The sequence below is a fragment of the Microcoleus sp. D3_18_C2 genome, assembly GCF_036702395.1.
Taxonomy (GTDB): domain Bacteria; phylum Cyanobacteriota; class Cyanobacteriia; order Cyanobacteriales; family Microcoleaceae; genus Microcoleus.
In genome coordinates, this window is sequence record NZ_JAUBTG010000030.1 from 31,266 (window position 1) to 51,060 (window position 19,795).

Annotated in this window: 19 protein-coding genes; 13 read left to right on the forward strand and 6 right to left on the reverse strand. The window is 44.6% G+C overall.

From position 1 onward, the window contains the following. Positions 1 to 16: 16 nt before the first annotated feature. From QUA88_RS18130 to QUA88_RS18145, 4 genes are all read left to right on the forward strand, one after another. Complete coding sequence (locus QUA88_RS18130; RefSeq protein WP_333272987.1) at positions 17 to 3,400, forward strand: DNA polymerase I; 3,384 nt, start codon at positions 17 to 19, stop codon at positions 3,398 to 3,400. Positions 3,401 to 3,411: 11 nt separating this feature from the next. Then, positions 3,412 to 3,978, forward strand: coding sequence for a thermonuclease family protein (locus tag QUA88_RS18135; RefSeq protein ID WP_333052774.1), 567 nt, complete (start codon positions 3,412 to 3,414; stop codon positions 3,976 to 3,978). Positions 3,979 to 4,193: 215 nt separating this feature from the next. Continuing rightward, positions 4,194 to 4,715 (forward strand): hypothetical protein, encoded by a 522-nt coding sequence (locus QUA88_RS18140; protein WP_333052775.1) that lies wholly within the window; start codon positions 4,194 to 4,196, stop codon positions 4,713 to 4,715. Positions 4,716 to 5,066: 351 nt separating this feature from the next. Beyond that, positions 5,067 to 6,782 (forward strand): ATP-binding protein, encoded by a 1,716-nt coding sequence (locus QUA88_RS18145; RefSeq protein ID WP_333052777.1) that lies wholly within the window; start codon positions 5,067 to 5,069, stop codon positions 6,780 to 6,782. Between the two features lie 553 nt (positions 6,783 to 7,335). Here the strand turns inward: QUA88_RS18145 and QUA88_RS18150 are convergent. Beyond that, positions 7,336 to 8,028 carry a DUF2259 domain-containing protein gene (locus QUA88_RS18150; RefSeq protein ID WP_333052778.1) on the reverse strand — a complete coding sequence of 231 codons (693 nt, stop codon included), beginning with the start codon at positions 8,026 to 8,028 and terminating at the stop codon, positions 7,336 to 7,338. A gap of 248 nt (positions 8,029 to 8,276) precedes the next feature. Between QUA88_RS18150 and QUA88_RS18155 the strand changes: the two genes are divergently transcribed. Next, complete coding sequence (locus QUA88_RS18155; protein ID WP_333272991.1) at positions 8,277 to 8,567, forward strand: hypothetical protein; 291 nt, start codon at positions 8,277 to 8,279, stop codon at positions 8,565 to 8,567. Positions 8,568 to 8,572: 5 nt separating this feature from the next. After that, a complete protein-coding gene (gene clpB, locus QUA88_RS18160; RefSeq protein WP_333052780.1) occupies positions 8,573 to 11,188 on the forward strand; it encodes an ATP-dependent chaperone ClpB in 2,616 nt (871 codons plus the stop codon). Between the two features lie 107 nt (positions 11,189 to 11,295). Here the strand turns inward: clpB and QUA88_RS18165 are convergent, their stop codons facing one another. Together QUA88_RS18165 and QUA88_RS18170 are read right to left on the reverse strand one after the other, a co-directional pair. Continuing rightward, positions 11,296 to 11,472 (reverse strand): ribbon-helix-helix domain-containing protein, encoded by a 177-nt coding sequence (locus QUA88_RS18165; RefSeq protein ID WP_333052781.1) that lies wholly within the window; start codon positions 11,470 to 11,472, stop codon positions 11,296 to 11,298. 69 nt (positions 11,473 to 11,541) lie between these two features. Continuing rightward, positions 11,542 to 11,721, reverse strand: coding sequence for a ribbon-helix-helix domain-containing protein (locus QUA88_RS18170; protein ID WP_332960054.1), 180 nt, complete (start codon positions 11,719 to 11,721; stop codon positions 11,542 to 11,544). Between the two features lie 204 nt (positions 11,722 to 11,925). Here QUA88_RS18170 and QUA88_RS18175 point away from each other — a divergent pair, with 204 nt between their 5' ends. The 4 genes from QUA88_RS18175 to QUA88_RS18190 all read left to right on the forward strand — a co-directional run bounded on the left by QUA88_RS18175 (position 11,926) and on the right by QUA88_RS18190 (position 13,625). Then, positions 11,926 to 12,159, forward strand: a complete 234-nt coding sequence (locus tag QUA88_RS18175) for a hypothetical protein (RefSeq protein ID WP_333052782.1) — start codon at positions 11,926 to 11,928, stop codon at positions 12,157 to 12,159. Positions 12,160 to 12,362: 203 nt separating this feature from the next. After that, positions 12,363 to 12,563: a hypothetical protein gene (locus QUA88_RS18180; RefSeq protein ID WP_333052783.1), complete on the forward strand. Its 201-nt coding sequence runs from the start codon at positions 12,363 to 12,365 to the stop codon at positions 12,561 to 12,563. An 18-nt stretch (positions 12,564 to 12,581) separates the two neighbouring features. After that, complete coding sequence (locus tag QUA88_RS18185; RefSeq protein ID WP_333052925.1) at positions 12,582 to 12,896, forward strand: GmrSD restriction endonuclease domain-containing protein; 315 nt, start codon at positions 12,582 to 12,584, stop codon at positions 12,894 to 12,896. A 108-nt stretch (positions 12,897 to 13,004) separates the two neighbouring features. After that, the gene (locus QUA88_RS18190) at positions 13,005 to 13,625 is read left to right on the forward strand and encodes an MAE_28990/MAE_18760 family HEPN-like nuclease (protein ID WP_333052785.1); all 621 of its coding nucleotides are present in this window, start codon (positions 13,005 to 13,007) and stop codon (positions 13,623 to 13,625) included. Between the two features lie 269 nt (positions 13,626 to 13,894). On the opposite strand, the gene QUA88_RS18195 is transcribed toward QUA88_RS18190, so the two are convergent. Both QUA88_RS18195 and QUA88_RS18200 read right to left on the reverse strand, forming a co-directional pair. Further along, positions 13,895 to 14,557, reverse strand: a complete 663-nt coding sequence (locus QUA88_RS18195; RefSeq protein WP_333052786.1) for a hypothetical protein — start codon at positions 14,555 to 14,557, stop codon at positions 13,895 to 13,897. Positions 14,558 to 14,795: 238 nt separating this feature from the next. After that, positions 14,796 to 15,821: a YihY/virulence factor BrkB family protein gene (locus QUA88_RS18200; RefSeq protein ID WP_333272995.1), complete on the reverse strand. Its 1,026-nt coding sequence runs from the start codon at positions 15,819 to 15,821 to the stop codon at positions 14,796 to 14,798. Between the two features lie 235 nt (positions 15,822 to 16,056). Between QUA88_RS18200 and QUA88_RS18205 the strand changes: the two genes are divergently transcribed. After that, complete coding sequence (locus QUA88_RS18205) at positions 16,057 to 16,689, forward strand: hypothetical protein (RefSeq protein WP_333052789.1); 633 nt, start codon at positions 16,057 to 16,059, stop codon at positions 16,687 to 16,689. 667 nt (positions 16,690 to 17,356) lie between these two features. Continuing rightward, positions 17,357 to 18,328 (forward strand): mechanosensitive ion channel family protein, encoded by a 972-nt coding sequence (locus tag QUA88_RS18210; RefSeq protein ID WP_333052791.1) that lies wholly within the window; start codon positions 17,357 to 17,359, stop codon positions 18,326 to 18,328. Positions 18,329 to 18,464: 136 nt separating this feature from the next. Here the strand turns inward: QUA88_RS18210 and purU are convergent, their stop codons facing one another. Beyond that, positions 18,465 to 19,319 carry a formyltetrahydrofolate deformylase gene (purU, locus tag QUA88_RS18215; RefSeq protein ID WP_333212378.1) on the reverse strand — a complete coding sequence of 285 codons (855 nt, stop codon included), beginning with the start codon at positions 19,317 to 19,319 and terminating at the stop codon, positions 18,465 to 18,467. Positions 19,320 to 19,350: 31 nt separating this feature from the next. On the opposite strand from purU, the gene QUA88_RS18220 reads away from it, so the two are divergent. Then, entirely contained in the window at positions 19,351 to 19,596 is a 246-nt protein-coding gene (locus QUA88_RS18220) for a hypothetical protein (protein WP_333052793.1), read from the forward strand. Positions 19,597 to 19,795: the final 199 nt, after the last annotated feature.

Consider the following 19,795-nt stretch of genomic DNA (forward strand, 5'->3'; position numbering starts at 1 on the left):
ATGAGAAAATCCTTTCGTGCGATCGGTATTTGTGTCTGTGTCGGCAAATCAAGCTCCCATCTTCATCTTAGTTGACGGCCACTCCCTGGCCTTTCGCTCCTACTTCGCCTTCGCCAAAAGTCGAGACGGAGGCTTGCGAACTACGACAGGCATTCCCACCAGCGTCTGTTTTGGCTTTCTCAAGTCCCTGCTGGAAGTCATGGCGGCCCACGACCCCCAGTACATGGCGATCGCCTTTGACCTCGCCACACCCACATTTCGCCACGAAGCAGACGAAACTTACAAAGCCGGTCGTGCGGAAACTCCCGAAGATTTTATTCCCGATATCAAAAACCTGCAAGAACTCCTCACCTATTTGAATTTACCAGCAATAACTGCTCCCGGCTTTGAGGCGGACGATGTTTTGGGAACTTTGGCAAACAAAGCCAGCGCGGCGGGTTATCAGGTCAAAATCCTCACGGGCGATCGAGATTTGTTTCAATTAGTAGAAACCGAAAAACAAATCAGCGTATTGTATTTGAGTACGGATGAGCTCAGGCGATCGGGCAAAGGCAAATCCCAAGAATACGGCCCGGAAGAAGTCAAAGCCAAACTCGGTATTTTGCCCGAACAAGTAATAGATTACAAATCCCTCTGCGGCGACAAATCCGACAACATCCCCGGAGTCAAAGGCATCGGCGACAAAACCGCCCTGCAATTGCTGGAAGCTTACAATTCCCTTGATGGAATTTATGCAGCCATTGATGAGATTAAAGGAGCAACTAAGAAAAAGCTAGAAGAAGGCAAAGAAGCTGCTTATCATTCTCAACGCATGGCGACAATTGTCCAAGACGTGCCATTAGAAATCAACTTAGAAGATTGCCAGCTTATAGGTTTTGACGAATCAGCCTTGATTCCCATGCTGGAAAAGTTGGAATTTAAAACATTTTTAAGCAAAGTAAAACAAATTCAAAAGCGTTTTGGTGGCGTTGAAGAGAAGGAAAAACCCGAAGAATCCTCGTTCCCAGGCTCTGCCCGGGAACACATATCCAGAGGCTCTGCCTCGTCGGAAAACACCCTAGAACAGCCATTGGAGGGTGTAGAAAAGCCCTTGGAACAGGGCGGGCAAGATGCCCACCCCACAATAGATAAGTCACCTCCAACTTCTGAAATTTCAGAAGAAAATGCCTTATGGTTTTGGACTTATGCTGATACCCTAGCCGCTCAGGAAGCAAAAAAATTACCAATTAAACCCCGAATAATTCAAACAACCGAACAGTTAAACGAATTAGTCCAACGGCTACAAACCTTCACCGACAAAACTACACCCGTGGCGTGGGATACCGAAACCACCGCCATCGAACCGCGAGACGCTGAATTAGTCGGAATTGGCTGCTGTTGGGGAACCGGTGAACAAGATGTAGCTTACATTCCCACCGGACACAAAACGGGCAAAAACTTGGACAAAGCCACAGTTTTAACTGCTTTGCGTCCGATTTTGGAAAGCGAGAATTATCCCAAGGCGCTGCAAAATGCTAAGTTCGATCGATCGATCCTGCGCTGTCAGGGAATCAAACTAGCAGGAGTCGTCTTCGACACCATGCTAGCCAGTTACGTACTCAATCCAGAAAATAGCCACAGCCTCAGCGAATTGTCAAAGAAATACTTAGTCGAGTCAGAAGACAATCACAGTGTCAGCGAATCGTTAAGGGAATACTTACGCAATAATCCCAAAAGTTATAATAAATTAGTATCGAAAAACCAAACAATTGCTGACATCAGCATTCGAGAAGTAGCCGACTACTGCGGCATGGATGTTTACACTACATTTCACTTGGTTGGGGCACTTAAAGCCAAATTGAAGGAAGCTGATGAATCTAGCTTTCCAGATAAGTCTTTGCAGAAGTTGCTGCTGGAAGTAGAACAGCCCCTAGAACCAGTTTTAGCAGAAATGGAATATCAGGGGGTTCGCATAGACCTAGGACATCTTAAAGAACTCTCCAATCAACTGGAACCGCAATTAGCAGCAATTGAGCAGGAAATTTATAACGCCATACCTCTTGAGGATTTCAAGGCTTATATAGCCGAAAAAATCGAACATATCGAACCCACTTTAGGGACGGTTCCTCAGAAAGTGTACGAAGCCGTACCTAGTGCAATTTTAAAGCCTTATCTCAAGAAAATATTGCCAAAAAATAACCTTAATTTGGCAGAAATTAAGCAGAAAGTTGAAAACACAGCACCGAGTGAACTTTTAAAGTTGAACTCACCATCCCAGTTGAGCGAACTTCTGTTTGACATACTCAAGCTAAACACCAAAAAGTCTCGTAAAACCGCGACAGGCTTTTACTCCACCGATGCTTCTTTCCTAGAAAATTTGCAAGGAGACCATAAGGTTGTCGATGCTATCTTAGATTACCGTACCCTGCAAAAGCTTTACTCTACCTATGTAGATGCTATACCGAAGCGGGTGCGTCCCGATACTCAGCGATTGCATACTGATTTCAATCAAACTGTTACAGACACAGGTCGTCTGTCTTCTTCTAATCCTAATTTGCAGAATATTCCAATCGGTACGGAATTTTCTAAGCAAATTCGCAAGGCTTTTGTACCCGAAGCAGGTTGGCTGATGGTGTCGGCTGACTATTCTCAAATTGAACTGCGAATTTTGGCTCATTTGAGTCAAGAACCTGTGTTAATTGAAGCTTATCAAAATAACCGAGATGTGCATACCGTGACGGCTCAACTTTTGTTTGAAAAGGAAGAAATAACTCCCGACGAGCGCAGGTTTGGCAAAACGATTAATTTTGGGGTAGTTTACGGTATGGGGGCGATTAAGTTTGGTCGTTCGATGGGCAAGACTTCCAAAGATGGCAAGGAGTTTATTGCTAAATTTAACGCTCGCTATAGTAAAGTTTTTGAATATTTGGAGAAAGTAAAAAAAGAGGCGATCGCCCTCGGATACGTTACCACAATTTTAGGCCGCCGCCGTTACTTAAACTTCGAGAGCGAAAGCCTCCGCGACTTAATAGGCCGCAATCCCCAAGACATTCACTCCGATCGACTTAAATCTCTCAGCAGAGATGACGCCCAATCTTTGCGGGCCGCAGCCAACGCTCCCATTCAAGGTTCCAGTGCTGATATCATTAAACTTGCCATGATTGAGGTACACAAAATTTTGCAAAACTATCAGGCGCGGCTGCTGCTGCAAGTTCACGATGAATTAATCTTTGAAGTCCCTCCCGATGAATGGGAAGAATTGCAACCAAAAATTAGAAGTGCGATGGAAAGTGCTCCGACAATTATAAGTGCGATGGAAAATGCTCTGCCGAAAAATACAAGTGCAATGGAAAATGCGCCCGGTATGGTACCGCTGATAGTTGACATCCACGCTGGGCAAAATTGGATGGAAACTAAATAAAACAGAGAAATATGAGCCAACTTAAAATCGCCATTTTCCCAAAAATAAAAACCTTAAGTGCAGTTGCTCTGCTATTGCTACTATTCGGGTGTCCACAAAAGTTAGCGCCCAACAACTATGCTGTCAAGCGAGTCAGCGACGGCGACACCCTTGTCGCCAGCGATGCCGCCGGGAAAGATATAAAAGTGCGTTTTGCCTGCATAGATGCACCGGAAGTCGCCCACACAAATGCTGAAAAAAATAGCAAAGCAGCAGCAAAAAAAAATCAATTTAAGTGGGGAAATCTAGCGCACCAAAGAATGCAGCAGCTTGTCAATCAAGGGGGCGGCCGCGTTGTTTTGACCGTCACCGATACTGACCGCTACGGCCGCAAAGTGAGCGAAGTTCGCTTGCCAAACGGCACATTTGCCCAAGAAGTTTTGACCCGCGAAGGATTAGCAATGGTTTACCGTCCTTACTTGAAAAATTGTCCGAGTGCAAGTATTCTGGAACAAGCGGAAGCAGAAGCTAAGAAAAATCGCCGCGGCGTTTGGGGAGATTCTAAATTTGTTCCCGCGTGGGATTTTCGCAAGAAATGATTTAGTCATTGGTTATTGGTTATTGGTGGTTGACAGTTGACTGTTAACTGTTACCAGTTCTCCATGCCCCATGCCCCACGCCCAATTCTCCATGCCCTATGCCCTATGCCCAATTCCCAATTCCCCAACAAATGTGATAGGCTCCAGATAAACTAATAGACTGCTGACAAAAGCGGTCTATTGCAATCACCCAAAATTAACTTTACCGGACATCAATGAATATCAAACATCTGGTTATTTCCGGCATGGCCCTGCTCCTCGGTACTACAATCGTAGGAAATGCTATTGCTCAAGGACTGACGGACGACCAAAAAACGGTTGTTTGTCGCTTGAAAACTGAATTTGATCAGCGGAAAGGCAACGGTCAAAAATTAGTATTTGTGCCGTTGCTGGGCCAAGTTCGCAAGCAAGTTTCATCTCCTTTTAGAGCCACGCTGCATCCTAATGTGGAGTATGTTTTTGTTGCCACTTGCGATGGAAATTGCCAGGATTTAAACTTATCTCTCAAGGATGCAAGCGGTCAGGAAGTCGCTGTGAGTCAAAAAACAGGCGAACTGGCGTCAATCTCTTTTACTCCCCCATCCCAAGGCGAATATCAAATCAGTGCTAAGCCTGGGGAATGCACGACGGCAGAGGGTTGCAGTTACGGCCTGGGAATCTTCGTTCCAGCAAGTGCTAGCGTACCTAATGCTTCAAGAATTCCTGCTGAGATAGCACAATTTCGACTTTGCCAGTAGGGGAACAAGGATAGAGTTGTAGGTTGCCAGGAGAGTAGAGTTTTTAATCAGAAATCTAACTCATAACTTGCAACTTATAACTCGCAACTTATCTCGCAACCACGCCCGACGGTGAGTAGGTTCTTAATCACTCAAACCCTCCCTTTGACTGTTTCTTCCTTCTTTCTTCTTCCTTCTGCTATAATTTGTTACGCATAACTCATCCAAACTGTCAAGCCGATCGAGCTGTGGAACCCTGCAAAGGCCCAATAACTGCCGAAAGCTGGCTTGAAGCCAGAACTTTATTTACCCTCAGACAGGCATCAATTAGAATATAGATGGTGCCTCTCAAAGGTGACGAGTACATTGCCCATGTCTTTAACCTTAGCTTTGAAAAATCAACTGCAGAACCGTCCTCAAATAGGGTTGAAAAGTCTGTTGGGCCGCTTGGGTATCAGGCAGAAAATCGGCTGCGGATACGCATTGGTCATTGGTATTGCCGTTTTGGGTGCTGTGGCGGGACGGGGAGTAGAATCCTATCACAAACAGCAAGTTAGAGAAAAACTAGCGATCGACCGAGACAAAGCGGAAATCTTAACAAACCTCAATCACACGGTGCAGGAAGTCAGAATTCAGCAGCAAGAGCTCGCGAGTCTGACGGCCAAACCGCAAATTTTCGATCGCGAACGATCGGAATTCCTGACTCGCGTTGCTCAGATGAGCGGCATCCTCGAACAACTGCAAACTCTACCGCCGACGAAGAATCCCGATGTTGCCAAAGACTACCAACAGCTTCAACAGTTCGCTCAAGCCAACGGCAAAACCGTAGAATCATACTTTCAACAAGTACAAAAATTGTTGGCTGCTGCCAAATTATCTGCTTTGAATCCGCAACAGCAGCAGGCTTTCGGGCGGAACTTGAACAATTTTGTGGCCGGCGAAACTGCTTTGAAACTCAAACAGTTTTCCGAGGATTCAGCCCAACTGGCCGTCAACTTTCGCGAGAAAGCAGACGAGGCATTGAGAACCTACGAAAATGCCGAAAAACTCGGAACTCTCATTCTCGTAGGCTCTCTCTTGATATCAGGTGCGATCGCAGCAATTCTAGCAGCATACACCAGCGGGGCGATCGCTCGCTCCTTAGAAGCCACAACCCTCATCGCTCAGCGAGTGACAGAAGAATCTAACTTTGACTTGCAAGTACCCGTCACTACTTCCGACGAAGTGGGAATGCTAGCAATTTCCCTCAACGAACTAATCCAAAGAGTAGCGGAATACACAGAAGAATTGCACGAAGCAAAAGTAGCAGCCGAAGCTGCCAACCGCTCGAAAAGTGCATTTCTCGCCAACATGAGCCACGAACTACGCACCCCCCTCAACGCCATCATTAACTACAGCGAAATGCTGCAAGAAGATGCTCAAGATTCGGGTTCAGAAGACTTTCTGCCAGACTTAGAAAAAATTCAAACCGCCGGCAAACACCTGCTGGATATGATTAGCGACATCCTCGACATTTCCAAAATAGAAGCCGGTCACGTCACCCTTTATTTGGAAAACTTCGACGTGGCGACCATGATTGAAGAAGTGATGACTACGGCTCAACCGCTAGTAGAAAAAAAAGGCAATTCTTTAGCACTGAAAACCAAAGGCGAACTCGGTACAATGTACGCCGACCAACCGAAAGTGCGGCAAATTCTCCTTAATTTGCTCAGCAATGCTGCCAAGTTTACCGAAAAAGGCGTCATTACTATCGGCGTCGAAAGAATGAAAATAGAAAAATCAAGACCGACCAAACAAAATAAAAATAATGATATTCACTCTGGTTCAAGCTACACTTCTCAAGTTTTAATGTTTCGAGTCAGCGACACCGGCATCGGCATGACAAACGAGCAATTAGAGCAGATATTTAAACCTTTTACCCAAGCTGATGCTTCGACTACCCGCAAATACGGAGGGACGGGTTTGGGATTGACAATTAGCCAGCGTTTGTGTCAAATTCTCGGCGGCGAAATTAGCGTTGAAAGCGAAGACGGGAAAGGTTCTACTTTTATTGTCAGTCTCCCGGAACGGGTTGTGATGCAGGCATGAAGTCAATCGATTTTAGATTTTAGATTTTAGATTTTAGATTAAAGAATTGAAGCATTGACCCTACGGATCGATTCGGGGGGCAAGTTTCTCGGATACAGGTTTTTTATTTCTGGACGAATGAATCCGGGGGCTTGTATCCTGGATGCTTGATTGTCAGGCAAGATATGGATTTGGACGCGGATACACGGATTAATGATTGAGCATTTGTCATATCATGTCCGGTCAATTAACCATAATTCCTGTAGGGGCGGGTTCGCCAAGATATTGAATAGAAACGGGAAAATCTGTAAACCCGCCCCGGCATTTAATCGCGCTCAATCATCGGACATGATATCAATAGTCAGGAGGCAGATATTCCAGGAAAAAGAAAGAGGGAGGAAGGAAGAGGAAAATTTTAAAATGTATTGATATATCAATTATCACAATAAAGAATAATTAACAACCCGGACTTACGCACAGGCTCTATCTGTAGGTGCGCGTTGTGCACCTTACAGATAGGGGTTCTGCGTAATTTTTGATAATTCCCAGGTCAAAACCTGGGAATATAGCAAGCCTAAAGAAGAAAGCCTTGTACAACAGTAGTTTTCAAGACTCCTTCAAAAGTGCGTTCTGTCTTGTCCACCAGCACAACGACATTGCGCCGGTTCGGAGACAAACGAACTTCTCGGATTGAATAAGAGAACACCCAATCTTGAAAATTGTTTAGCGATCCGAGGACACGCTGCCGACCGTTATGATTAATTACAAGACGCATGGCGGCGCTTTCTCTGCCAGCAGAAGCATTTTTTTGCCGCTGTTCTAGGCGAATTTGTAAAGGCTTTGCTGTATTGACTCTGACGGCGACTGTCTCGCTTCCATTAGCTCCGGGAGTACGAGAAATAATGTTGAGTTTAGTTCCAGCGTGAGGAGGAGTTAACTTCAAAGTTTGCCTGCTATTCCAAGTTTTTTTAAGCAAGTCATCTTCTGCCATTTTAGTGCTTTTATTGGAGTCTGGTTCGCCATATTTAGTTTCGATACACCCATTTCTGATGCAGGAATTTGCAGCAACTTGGACAATTTGCAATTCTGCTTTGGGAATTCCCGCTCCTGTATCTCTGGAACTTTCTAGGTACAAGTAGTAATTGCTGTCGGCGGAAAAACCAGACATCCGGTGTGCGGCACGCCAGGTACTTGCCAAAGCTTCAGGGGCTAGTGCGATCGCGGCACTTGCTATAATTCCTAACGAAATTAAAGGTAAAATTTTCATAGCTATCTTTTCCATGTGTGAGAGTTATAGCGGCTGTTATTGATGAGTAAAACAATAACGCTTCGGGTTTCGCTATAGGACTGTGACGGTTCTCAAGTCCTCTCTCCTATTTACATGAGTGTTTCTGCATTTTCCGCAGCAGGAGACTGTTTAAGAATGTGCCGTTTTTTCAAGTGGCACTAAAAAGCATTTTTAATGTGATATTTGGCCTTATCTCACATCTTGCACTATTCTCAAGAACAGGCAAGATGCCTGTTCCACAAAAAGTGAATTTTATTCTTGTGGAACAGGCCGAAAAGCCTGTTCATAAAAAGCTTATTGACAATGGTGCAACATCTCAGTCTTATCCAAGAGTCCAACTTTTAGGCGCGAAAGTTTGCTTTTCCTTGCGAGGGACTGCTACACAGGACGGAAATACCTATCTCAAGATAGGGGAACACCGATCCGCCCCCCCCTCCGCAACTCCCTACAATGACAATTGTACGGGCGATCGAGCAATTGCCTCTACAGCAATCATCATTTTTAATGCAGGGAATTAAAATTTATGCAACCAAATAATCCAAACCAATTTACCGAAAAAGCCTGGGAAGCCCTCGCCCGCACCCCCGAAATCGTCAAAGCAGGTCAGCAGCAGCAGCTAGAAAGCGAACATTTGATGAAAGCTTTGCTGGAACAAGAATCGGGACTTGCTAGCAGCTTATTTAACAAAGCTGGAGTTTCTGTAGCAAAATTGCGCGATCGCACTGATGAGTTTATCAGTCGTCAGCCCCGAATCACTGGCAGCGGCGGCAACGTTTATCTCGGTCGTTCTCTCGACACTTTACTCGATCGCGCCGAAACTTATCGCAAAGAGTACGGCGATGAATTTATTTCGATCGAGCATTTGATACTAGGTTACGTTAAGGACGATCGCTTTGGCAAAAATTTACTACAAGAATTTAAACTAGATGAAGCCAAGCTCAAAGATATTATTGCCCAAGTCCGGGGGAACAACAAAGTGACAGATCAAAATCCAGAAGGCAAATACGAAGCGCTGGAAAAATACGGCCGAGATTTGACTGAAGCCGCGCGTCAAGGCAAACTCGATCCGGTAATCGGACGGGATGACGAAATCCGCCGCACGATTCAAATTTTGAGCCGTCGCACCAAAAACAACCCCGTACTAATTGGGGAACCGGGAGTCGGAAAAACTGCGATCGCCGAAGGACTCGCCCAGCGAATTATCACCGGAGATGTCCCCCAATCTCTCAAAGACCGACAATTAATTAGCCTAGATATGGGCGCTTTAATTGCCGGGGCAAAATTCCGGGGAGAATTTGAAGAACGCTTGAAAGCGGTACTCAAAGAAGTGATGGATAGTAACGGCAAAGTCATCTTATTTATCGATGAAATTCACACCGTTGTCGGTGCCGGCGCAACTCAAGGCTCGATGGATGCCGGTAACTTACTTAAACCCATGTTAGCGAGGGGAGAATTGCGCTGTATCGGCGCTACAACTCTCGACGAATACCGCAAGTACCTCGAAAAAGATGCAGCACTAGAACGCCGTTTTCAACAAGTTTATGTTGACCAACCAACCGTTGAAGATACTGTCTCGATTTTGCGGGGCTTGAAAGAACGCTACGAAGTTCACCACGGCGTTAAAATTTCCGACAGCGCCCTAGTGGCGGCGGCTACTTTGTCTACTCGATATATTAGCGATCGCTTCCTTCCAGACAAAGCCATTGACTTAGTGGACGAAGCAGCCGCTAAACTCAAAATGGAAATTACCTCCAAACCGGAAGAACTAGACGAAATCGACCGCAGGATTTTGCAGCTAGAAATGGAAAGACTGTCGCTGCAAAAAGAAAGTAATGCTGCGTCTATCGAACGTTTGGAAAGACTGGAAAAAGACTTAGCAAACCTCAAGGAACAGCAAAGCGCTTTGAATGCCCAGTGGCAATCGGAAAAAGGTGTCATCGGCAACATTCAAAAGATTAAAGAACAGATTGATAAGGTGAATATTGAAATTCAGCAAGCTGAATTAAAATATGACCTGAACCGTGCTGCTGAGTTGAAATATAGCAAGTTAACCGAATTACAAAAACAACTGCAAGAAGCTGAATCTCAACTTTCAGCAACTCAAACCACAGGTAAAACTTTGCTGCGGGAAGAAGTTACAGAAGGTGACATTGCGGAGATTATTTCCAAGTGGACGGGAATTCCGATCAGCAAGTTGGTTGAATCGGAAATGCAGAAACTTCTGCACTTGGAAGATGAACTGCACAAGCGGGTAATTGGACAGGATGAAGCGGTGACTGCGGTTGCAGATGCAATTCAGCGATCGCGCGCAGGTTTAGCCGACCCAAATCGTCCGGTTGCGAGTTTTATCTTCCTCGGCCCCACGGGTGTTGGTAAAACTGAGTTAGCTAAAGCCTTAGCGTCTTATCTGTTCGATACTGAAGAGGCGATCGTGCGAATTGATATGTCGGAATACATGGAGAAACACGCGGTTTCGCGGTTAATTGGTGCGCCTCCGGGATACGTTGGCTACGATGAAGGCGGACAATTAACTGAGGCTGTGCGCCGCCGTCCTTACTCAGTGATTCTATTCGATGAAATCGAGAAAGCGCACCCGGATGTCTTCAACATCATGCTGCAAATTCTGGATGACGGCCGCGTTACCGATGCTCAAGGTCACACGGTAGACTTTAAGAATTCTGTGATTATTATGACATCGAATGTCGGCTCTCAATACATCTTAGATGTGGCGGGAGATAACGAACAAATGCGGAGTCGGGTGATGGAAGCGATGCGGGGAACTTTCCGCCCGGAATTCTTGAACCGGATTGATGAGATGATTATCTTCCACGGTTTGAGTAAGACGGAACTGCGGCAGATTGTGCTGTTGCAAGTTAAGCGCTTGGAAAAACGGTTAGCCGATCGCAAAATGTCTCTGAAATTGTCGGAATCTGCGATCGACTTCTTAGCAGAAATTGGTTACGATCCGGTTTACGGTGCGCGGCCTTTGAAGCGGGGAATTCAACGCGAGTTGGAAACGCAAATGGCGAAGGGTATTTTGCGGGGAGATTTTGCTGACGGCGATACCATTTTTGTGGATATCGAGAATGAAAGGTTGGCGTTTAAGCGGCTGCCGGCACAGTTGGTGACTGCGAAATAATTTGAGTAGGGTGGGCTGCGGCCCACCTTATTTTTTTGAGGCGGTGGTTCTTTTTTTGACCGCAGATGTAGGCGGGTGGACGCGGATGGGATTGCGGGCGATCGTTCTTAAGGGCGATCGTTTTCTGATTTATCTTTTTTGAGCTCTTGGCGATCTCTGACTGCTTTAGCTGCGACATGGGAGAGAAGGTTTGCGAGGGTTCTATCTTCTTCTTCGGCCCATTCGGACAAGGCTTGATGAACGTCTTCTGGCAGTGTAACTGTAACTCGCATTCGTGAAGGCATAGGTGGGCACGGTTTTACTTCAATTGTCTTAAATTTTACACTGCAAACCCTTTCAGTATGGCGCCGTCTTCAACTCGGGCGATCGCTCCGGGATTGGTCCTTTTTCTGCTCTTGGCGCTCTCTAACAGATTTCGTCAGCAGGTAAGTTGTCAAACTGCTAACGGATCTGCTTTCTTCTTCTGCCCATTCTTCCAGAGCTTTTTGAATTTCCTCTGGTAGGTATGCGGTAACTCTTCCCCGTGAAGCCATTCGTTGCACTACAAAAAATCTCAATACAGTCCATCTTACGCTGTTTTGAGTTAAGACCGATAAAAATATTTCATTTTAAGTTGTTTTAACTTATTGTACGTCATTGTGTGTTATAATACCACCTGTAAACAGTCAAAAGCCAGCCCCTTACTGTCCAAGGTTCCGGGCTGGCTCTGGCTCCAACATTCAATGGAGACAAATTCTATGATGACATACAAAGAACGCTTGTGTTGTTGGGCGATCGCCCGTTTGTTACCCTCTGAGCAATGGATAATTGTTGCCCGCTTCCGCAGTCGTTCAGATGCAGACGGGCATTTTCAGTTTCTGCGTCAAACTATACCCCACGTTAAGTTCGAGGTTGTGTTCGATTCCAGTGGGGACAGTCACCGTTTATCGGCCTTGGGCCGCCCTTCCAATTCCGTCACCAGCGCGTTATAAATGGTAATTTTCGCGGCGGTTTCAGTTAATTAAACATTGGCGATCGCACTTTTTTTGATAAGTGCGATCGTCCGTACCCTCTCAGCCAAATCAGAATTTACACTGGGGTGGCCTCAAGACTAAAATTCTCCGAACAGGAATTTATCAACCTTGGGCTGTGGTAAAATTATCGTATCCACAACACTTTCTCGTTACTTAAAAATATGCGATCGAAACTCGAAGAAATTACGCTTCAAGACAGAAATGCTGCTGAAATGGAAATTCGCGACAAGCAGAAGCAAATTAATTACGATACGAGAGACTATCCCCTCGAAATACTTGTTCAAAAATATATGGAAGGAATTAACGATGATACTAATAAGTTGTTTATTCCCGACTACCAACGCGAACTTGTTTGGGATTAAGCAAGGCAATCAAAGTTTATCGAATCGGTAATTTGGGGGCTGCCAATACCTTCTATATTCGTTGTTGATATCGGCCATGATGAAAATGATGAACCACGTTTAGAGATCGTATACGGTGCACAACGCATTCTTACCCTAACTAGATTTGTTAACAACGAATTAACCTTAATTGGACTCCAAAAAATAGAGCAGTTAAATGGATTTAAGTTTAGTGATTTACTCATGCCTCGCCAGAGGAACTTCAACCGAAAGACAGTTCGGACTATCCAATTAACTGAAGCTGCGAATGAGGAAGTCCGAAGAGATTTATTTGAACGGATACAATCCTTTTAATGGCAATGTAAATTCATTTTACCTACTGTACAAAACCCGAGGCAACCAGTTTAATAAATGTAGTGGCGCGTATTGAATATTTCCGCAATTAACTGCCATGTCACACTCATGAATACTGTATTTTTAGACTTTAATACACGCGCCAAAGAGGTGAACGATTACTTCATTTTTTTGGAAAGCTTGGAAAAACAGACAACGAAGTTAGCTTTATTCGATACTCGTGGCAAATACCAAATTCAAAGCCTCGATCCAGAGTTAGCAAAAACTCTCAAAGCTAATGCTTTTTTGTTGCTGTATAATTTAGTTGAATCCACTATGCGAAATGCGATTGAAGCCATATTTGAGGAGTTTAAAAATAAATCCATCTCCTTTGACCAACTCCAACCTGAAATTAAACTGATCGTCCTCCAAAATCTTAAAAATCGTTCTCCTAAGAAAATTTATTTAACAATTAATCAACTCTCTACTGATATCATCACAGCTACATTTGAACGTGAAGAACTGTTTTCGGGGAATGTGGATGCTAGGTTAATTAAAGAAATAGCAGACAAATACGGTTTTTCATATCAAACAGACTTTGCTAAGACAAAAAACGGGCAAAATCTTGTAGTGATTAAAAGTAATAGAAATGACTTAGCGCACGGCATTAAGTCTTTTGAGGAAGTTGGACGAGATAAGACAATTAAGCAACTATTAGAAATGATATCGTTTCCGGTTGTATCGGAATGATTTAACCGCAGAGGGCGCAGAGAACGCAGAGGGAGAGAATACAGAGAGGAATAATTCCGATGCTACCGGATTTGATATGAAGGAAGAAGTCGTAGAGTATTTGACGCAAATACTGGAAAATATCAGAGATTATCTTGACAATGAAGAGTATTTGGAACTAACTACAGGTAATCCTTAATTTTAGGCTAAGAAACCGGGTTTCTCGGATGATTTAGGTAGGGTGGCGAGATATCTCAGAAGAAACCCGGTTTCTGGGAATGATGTGAAGGCTACTTCCGCACCATCACAGACTTAATTACAGCATTCGGGTGATACTTATTAGTCTGATAGAATCCCCCTTTACCAGCCCCGTAAACCCCCCCAAATTGTTTCCCTTCAGCCTTGGGAACAAACATAATATTTCTAGTGGGTTGCTTGGCAAAAACCACATTTTCTCTCATTTCATTATCCACGTTATAAGATAAAGTAGCCTTGCCGTAAATTGCCTCAGCTTGTTTCAGAGTCATTCCTGGCCCGACGCCCTGAACTGTTTTATAATTAGAATTCTCAGTCATCAAAAGTTCAATGACATCGGTATCTTTTAGCTTTGTACCCGCAGCGTAGATAATCCGATATTGCACTTTTCCCGATCGACTGACAGCCACAGAATCAAAGTCTACCATAAAAGGAGACTCTACCTTAAACTGCGCCGTGGAACCCAGAGCCTTTTTCAATTGTCCGAAAGTCATCCCCACCTTCGCCGCTCCAATTGTGCGATCGGAAATTGTTAAACTTGCAGAAGGTGTTTTTTGAGCAGTTTTTGCCGTTTCGCCTAGCTTATTTGCACCCCCAGGCGCAACAGCGGAACCCGGAACTGAAATTAAGGTGAGGTAACTGCCGATCGCCAATAAAACAGCTATCATTGATCCAGACAAAACTTTAACATTCAACATGACTAATTCTCCTAGATTTCAAATGCGACTATCTACCCGTATCTTTTTGACTATCCTGGGCCTCACCCTCCTAGTTTGGATTCTCAGAGGTGTTGGCCTCTTGACATTCATTCCCGGTGGTGTAATTTGGATACTGATTTTGTTGTCTTTTGTTGCGGGTATTCTCAGCACTTTACTCCGTCGGTAAGCCAGCATCCGGCAAATAACAAATAAGAATTAACAATTAAAACTTAACAAATTATTTTAATTTTGATTGTTTGATAGCCTTTCCCACTGTTACATTTAACTGAGCGCCGATCAGCATCACCAAAGAAGAAAGATCGAGCCACAGCAGCAACACAATAAAAGTTCCGATCGTGCCATAAGTCCAACTGTAATTGCCCAAGTGCAAAACATAAAACCGAAATAAAGCTGAAAATAGCGCCCACAAAATAGCAGCAAAAACTGCTCCCGACAAAATAGGAATATCTGGTTGACGACGGCTAGGCCCGTAGCGGTAAACAAAAGCAAAAGCCAGTGATACAATTCCCAAAGAAATCGGCCACCGCCACAACCGCCAAACACCTAACAGTTGCGACTCCAAAGGGCAATTGTCGGCGAGTAGCAGGCAATTTTGGACATTTTTTAAATTGCAATTGGCGACGGACTCCAGCAGGCAACTCTGGCGGGCAATAGCTTGTACAATTAAGTCGCTGACAAATACTACTCCCGATGCTAGAATTAACAGCACAATTGTACCGATACTCAGCGCCAGAGAAATAAGTTTTGCTTTCCAAAAGGGTCGAGTTCGATCGCTGGGGATGTCATGGATGCGATCGAGTGCAGCCATCGCCGCGCTCATTACTCCAGAAAATGCCCAAATCGCCCCAAGAAAGCTCACCGAAAACAGCCCTTTACTGCGAGTTAACAGAATTTCTTTGATTAAGCCGCCAATCAACTTCCGCACGTCATCGGGTATAACTTCGCCCAAAAGACGGGCGATTTGATACAGTGTTGACTGCAAAGGTTCAAAGAGGGCGATCGCAGATAAGATAGCCAACAGCCCCGGAAACAGCGCCAGCATAGAATTGTAGGCCATTTCCGCTGACAGCCCCGGCAAGCGCTGTTCTCCCGCCTTCGCGGCGACTTCCTTGAGTGTCCCCCAAGTCAAACACCGACAAAACAGCCAAAAACCACCAAATTTCCGTTTGAGAGCTCTCAGCAGCCTTAAAAGCGCCTTAAACAAAGCTAAAATCAGGTAGCGCAACCAGTAAAAAATGTTCATAGCGCACAGGCAATGGGGCGAAAGATGAGGTACACAAGTCGTTAATTAATTAATATCAAATCCGGTTGCATCGGAATTATTCCTCTCTGTATTCTCTCCCTCTGCGTTCTCTGCGCCCTCTGCGGTTAAATCATTCCGATGCAACCGGAAACGATATAAGCCATTATCAACTCGCAATTGCCAATTCCCAATTCCCCAATCTAAAATCTAAAATCTAAAATCTAAAATCAATATTATGGCTCAGGATGTCAGACAGTGGTTAGATGAAATCAAGCGGCTGCAACAGCAGTTAACAGAAGTTTCGCGCGATCGCGATGAGGCTGGTGAAAGTGCCGCTCAGTGGCGCCAACTCTACAATACTGAAGCCGAGCAGCGGCGGAATGATGCTAAATTAACTCAGCAAAGCATCGCTTCTCTGGAAGCACAAATACAGCAATTACAAAATTTTTCCCCCATTGTGCCCGAAGGCGACGATGCTGGAGTTGCTCGCCAGCAGGAAGTCGAACAACTGCAAACAGTTGGCGAACTTAAAGCTAAGTTAGCAGAAGTTCTCGAAGAGCGCGATCGGGCGATCGAACAAGTTAAACAACTCACTCAAGCCCTCAAACAAGAAGAAGCCCGTCACGCCGAAACTAGCAAAAATTTAACTAGCGCCCTCGGAGATGCCGTTGACTTGCTCACGAAAGCCCAAAATCCTGCCCCTGCAAAAACCGAGACAGTATATTCTTTAGAGATAGTACCTACTCGCACTGCAAATCCCGGCGAAACTGCTCTGGAAATCCGCCAAACTTCCGCCCCAGGCAAAAATCCCGCCCAACTTCCACCTTCTAAAAATCAGTTACTTGATTTACCGCCCTTTGGGAATTAGGAGTTACAAATTCAGGAATTGTCGTCATGGCGAGTCCCCTTACGATCGCGAATTAAATAACTTACAATTTTAATTGTTATTGTGGGATGGGCTCTTATAGCCCGTCATGAGTGGACGGGCGGGACGCCCATCCCACAAACTTGTGGAAGTTATTTAATTCTCATTCCTTAGCAGATGGGATTTAGTTACCGATGTGTTGTTTTTGCTTTTCCTGCAATTAACCGGCATTAATTCCTCAGCTTCTTGATGATATTCAATTCCGGTTCTATTGGAATGATTAAACCACAGAGGACGCAGAGGATACAGAGGAAGGGAAGAGAGATGAATCATTCCGATGAAGGGCTGAGTTGATATTATTCCGCATTTACGGATGGTCTACTAATCGATGTAAATGTACTACAGCACTTTCCAGGTAAGTGAAGTACAGAGAAACCGGGTTTCTTGAATAAAACCGGTTTCTGGCGAGAAATCCAGAAGAAACCCGGTTTCTGGGGTGTACTTTATAAACCTGGAATCCGCTGTATATCCCAACCTATAATCCGCATTCAAAATTTTGAGGACTGCCAAAAAATCTTCCTCGCGTCGTACCAACCTACAGTCTTTAGATAGAACTTAATCCAGCTAAATTCTACTACTATCGACAACGACTGATGCGCGAGGAAACTTCATGAAGGCAGAGATATCCATAGTCTGGAAAAAGATTCAGAGCATGATCGACGGCTTTCTGATCATGCTGCCTAATATTGTGCTGGCGTTAATTGTCTTTGCAATTTTTTACTTTGTGGGTAGGCAAATTAAGAGAGTGGTCAGGCGAGTTACCCGCAAGCACCACCAAGCTCGAAATTTGGGGCTGGTGTTAGGACGGTTAGCCCAGAGTCTGATCGTTCTAGTTGGTCTGTTTATTTCTCTTTCGATTATAATTCCCACATTGAAAGCTGGCGATTTGGTGCAACTGCTGGGAATTAGCGGGGTGGCGATTGGTTTTGCCTTTCGCGAGATATTGCAAAACTTCTTAGCAGGTATCCTAATTCTGTTGACGGAACCGTTCCGAATCGATGACCAAATTGTGTTTAAAAACTTTGAGGGAACGGTAGAAAATATTGAGACGCGCGCTACAACAATCGAAACCTATGATGGTCGGCGGATTGTCATTCCTAATGCCGAATTGTTTACGAATACGGTGACTGTGAATACTGCTTTCGATAAACGCCGCATGGAATACGATATTAGTATTGGTTACGGCGACGATATTGACCACGCCAAGCAGTTAATCCTGGAAGCAGTGTACAGCCTGAAGGAGGTTTTGAAAGCTCCTGCACCCGATGTGCTGGCGATGGAGTTAACAGAAAGTACCGTCAATATCCGCGTTCGGTGGTGGATTGCTCCGCCGCGCCGAATTGACGATTTGCGATCGCGCGACAAGGTAATTTGTGCTATTAAAAAAAAGCTATATGTGGAAAACGACCTCGATTTGCCTTATCCCACGCGGAACATTTTGTTCCACGATCGAACCGAAGAGACAGATGGCGATCGCTCCCAGCAGCGTGAAGGTAAAGTTCCGAAACCTCGTCGTATGCGCCGCTCTTTGCGAAAACTGGTCGAAAGGCGATCGCAACAAGACGACAACGGAAAATCTTAACAGCATCACAACTCATGCAAAATATCAAGCTGAGCAAACTTTGGGATTCGCTGCACTGCGATCGCACACCGGAATTAATCTCACTCGCCGAGCGATCGAAGGAGTAACAAACCAGGATTGATATGATACCTAACTTTCAAGCAAAAACCACAGTCCGATTGCCATAAACTAAAACACGATTTTGTAAATGATATCGCACCGCTCTTGCTAACACAACCCTTTCTAAATCTTTACCTTTGCGAATCAAATCAGACACTTCATCGCGGTGACTGACGCGCACAACATCTTGTTCGATAATCGGGCCAGCATCTAAATCCGGTGTAACATAGTGGGCTGTTGCACCGATAATTTTTACCCCTCTTTCATAAGCCCTTTCGTAGGGATTTGCACCCACAAACGCGGGTAAAAATGAATGGTGAATATTAATCACATTGGGAAAATTTATGATAAAGTCTTGACTCAAAATTTGCATATATTTAGCTAAAACTACTAAATCAATCTTATATTTCTTAAGAATTTCTAACTGTTGTGCTTCTTGAATAGCTTTATTGTCTTTAGTAATGGGAATATACTCAAAGTCGATACCGTATTGTGCGGCAATGGGCTTTAAATTTTCATGGTTGCTGATTATCAGCGGGATTTCAGCCCTAATTTCTTGCGATCGCTGTCGCCAAATCAAGTCTAATAAACAGTGATCTTGACGGCTGACCCAGATTGCGATGCGTCGAATTTTATGAGAGAAATGCAATTGCCAATTGGCTTGTAAGTCCTTGGCAATTTCACTAAAAGCAGGTGTTATTTGTTCGGTGGTTAAGTCAAAATCATCTAATTGCCATTCTAGCCGGCTCAGAAATAATCCGGCGGTAAAATCTGTATGGTGATCTGCGTGGATGATATTGCCGTTGTGGGATGCGATAAAATTGGCAAGTAAGGCGACAAGTCCTTTGCGATCGGGACAGGCAATTAACAGGGTTGCAGTAGGGCTAGTCATAAGATAATGACAAAATTGTTTCGCTGAGTTTATGGATAAAAAAGTGATATCACAGGAGTTTATTGATACTGAGATGTTGCACCATTCTCAATTAGCCTTTTATGAACAGGCTTTCCGGCCTGTTCCACAAGACAATTTATATTTTGTGGAACAGGCCGGAAAGCCTGTTTCTTTTATTGGTGCAAGATGTGAATTTAAACTGATATCTTACAACAATATCAATCGAGGACTTTCGCGCGGGGTGGGGGCGGGTTTTTTAGTCTTTTGGTATCCTTGAAAGCTATTGAGTAAGCAGTCCCTTGTATGTTAAAAGAGGTAGATTGCGATTTACTGTTGGGTGGGGGCGGGTTTATTCAGATTGTTGGTACTTGTTAGATATTGTTGGTGAACCCGCCCCTTGTATGTTAAAAGAGGTAGATTGCGATTTACTGTTGGGTGGGGGCGGGTTTATTCAGATTGTTGGTAATTGTTAGATA

Excerpts from the sequence above, each read along its gene's own strand:
- QUA88_RS18145 (WP_333052777.1), top strand. The coding sequence starts at position 5,067 with ATGTCTTTAACCTTAGCTTTGAAAAATCAACTGCAGAACCGTCCTCAA.
- QUA88_RS18170 (WP_332960054.1), bottom strand. The coding sequence starts at position 11,721 with ATGGCTTCACGGGGAAGAGTTACCGCATACCTACCAGAGGAAATTCAA.
- purU (WP_333212378.1), bottom strand. The coding sequence starts at position 19,319 with ATGACTAGCCCTACTGCAACCCTGTTAATTGCCTGTCCCGATCGCAAA.
- QUA88_RS18180 (WP_333052783.1), top strand. The coding sequence starts at position 12,363 with ATGCGATCGAAACTCGAAGAAATTACGCTTCAAGACAGAAATGCTGCT.
- QUA88_RS18150 (WP_333052778.1), bottom strand. The coding sequence starts at position 8,028 with ATGAAAATTTTACCTTTAATTTCGTTAGGAATTATAGCAAGTGCCGCG.
- QUA88_RS18220 (WP_333052793.1), top strand. The coding sequence starts at position 19,351 with ATGGATAAAAAAGTGATATCACAGGAGTTTATTGATACTGAGATGTTG.
- clpB (WP_333052780.1), top strand. The coding sequence starts at position 8,573 with ATGCAACCAAATAATCCAAACCAATTTACCGAAAAAGCCTGGGAAGCC.
- QUA88_RS18210 (WP_333052791.1), top strand. The coding sequence starts at position 17,357 with ATGAAGGCAGAGATATCCATAGTCTGGAAAAAGATTCAGAGCATGATC.
- QUA88_RS18165 (WP_333052781.1), bottom strand. The coding sequence starts at position 11,472 with ATGCCTTCACGAATGCGAGTTACAGTTACACTGCCAGAAGACGTTCAT.
- QUA88_RS18155 (WP_333272991.1), top strand. The coding sequence starts at position 8,277 with ATGCCTGTTCCACAAAAAGTGAATTTTATTCTTGTGGAACAGGCCGAA.
- QUA88_RS18190 (WP_333052785.1), top strand. The coding sequence starts at position 13,005 with ATGAATACTGTATTTTTAGACTTTAATACACGCGCCAAAGAGGTGAAC.
- QUA88_RS18135 (WP_333052774.1), top strand. The coding sequence starts at position 3,412 with ATGAGCCAACTTAAAATCGCCATTTTCCCAAAAATAAAAACCTTAAGT.
- QUA88_RS18140 (WP_333052775.1), top strand. The coding sequence starts at position 4,194 with ATGAATATCAAACATCTGGTTATTTCCGGCATGGCCCTGCTCCTCGGT.
- QUA88_RS18175 (WP_333052782.1), top strand. The coding sequence starts at position 11,926 with ATGATGACATACAAAGAACGCTTGTGTTGTTGGGCGATCGCCCGTTTG.
- QUA88_RS18205 (WP_333052789.1), top strand. The coding sequence starts at position 16,057 with ATGGCTCAGGATGTCAGACAGTGGTTAGATGAAATCAAGCGGCTGCAA.
- QUA88_RS18200 (WP_333272995.1), bottom strand. The coding sequence starts at position 15,821 with ATGAACATTTTTTACTGGTTGCGCTACCTGATTTTAGCTTTGTTTAAG.
- QUA88_RS18195 (WP_333052786.1), bottom strand. The coding sequence starts at position 14,557 with ATGTTGAATGTTAAAGTTTTGTCTGGATCAATGATAGCTGTTTTATTG.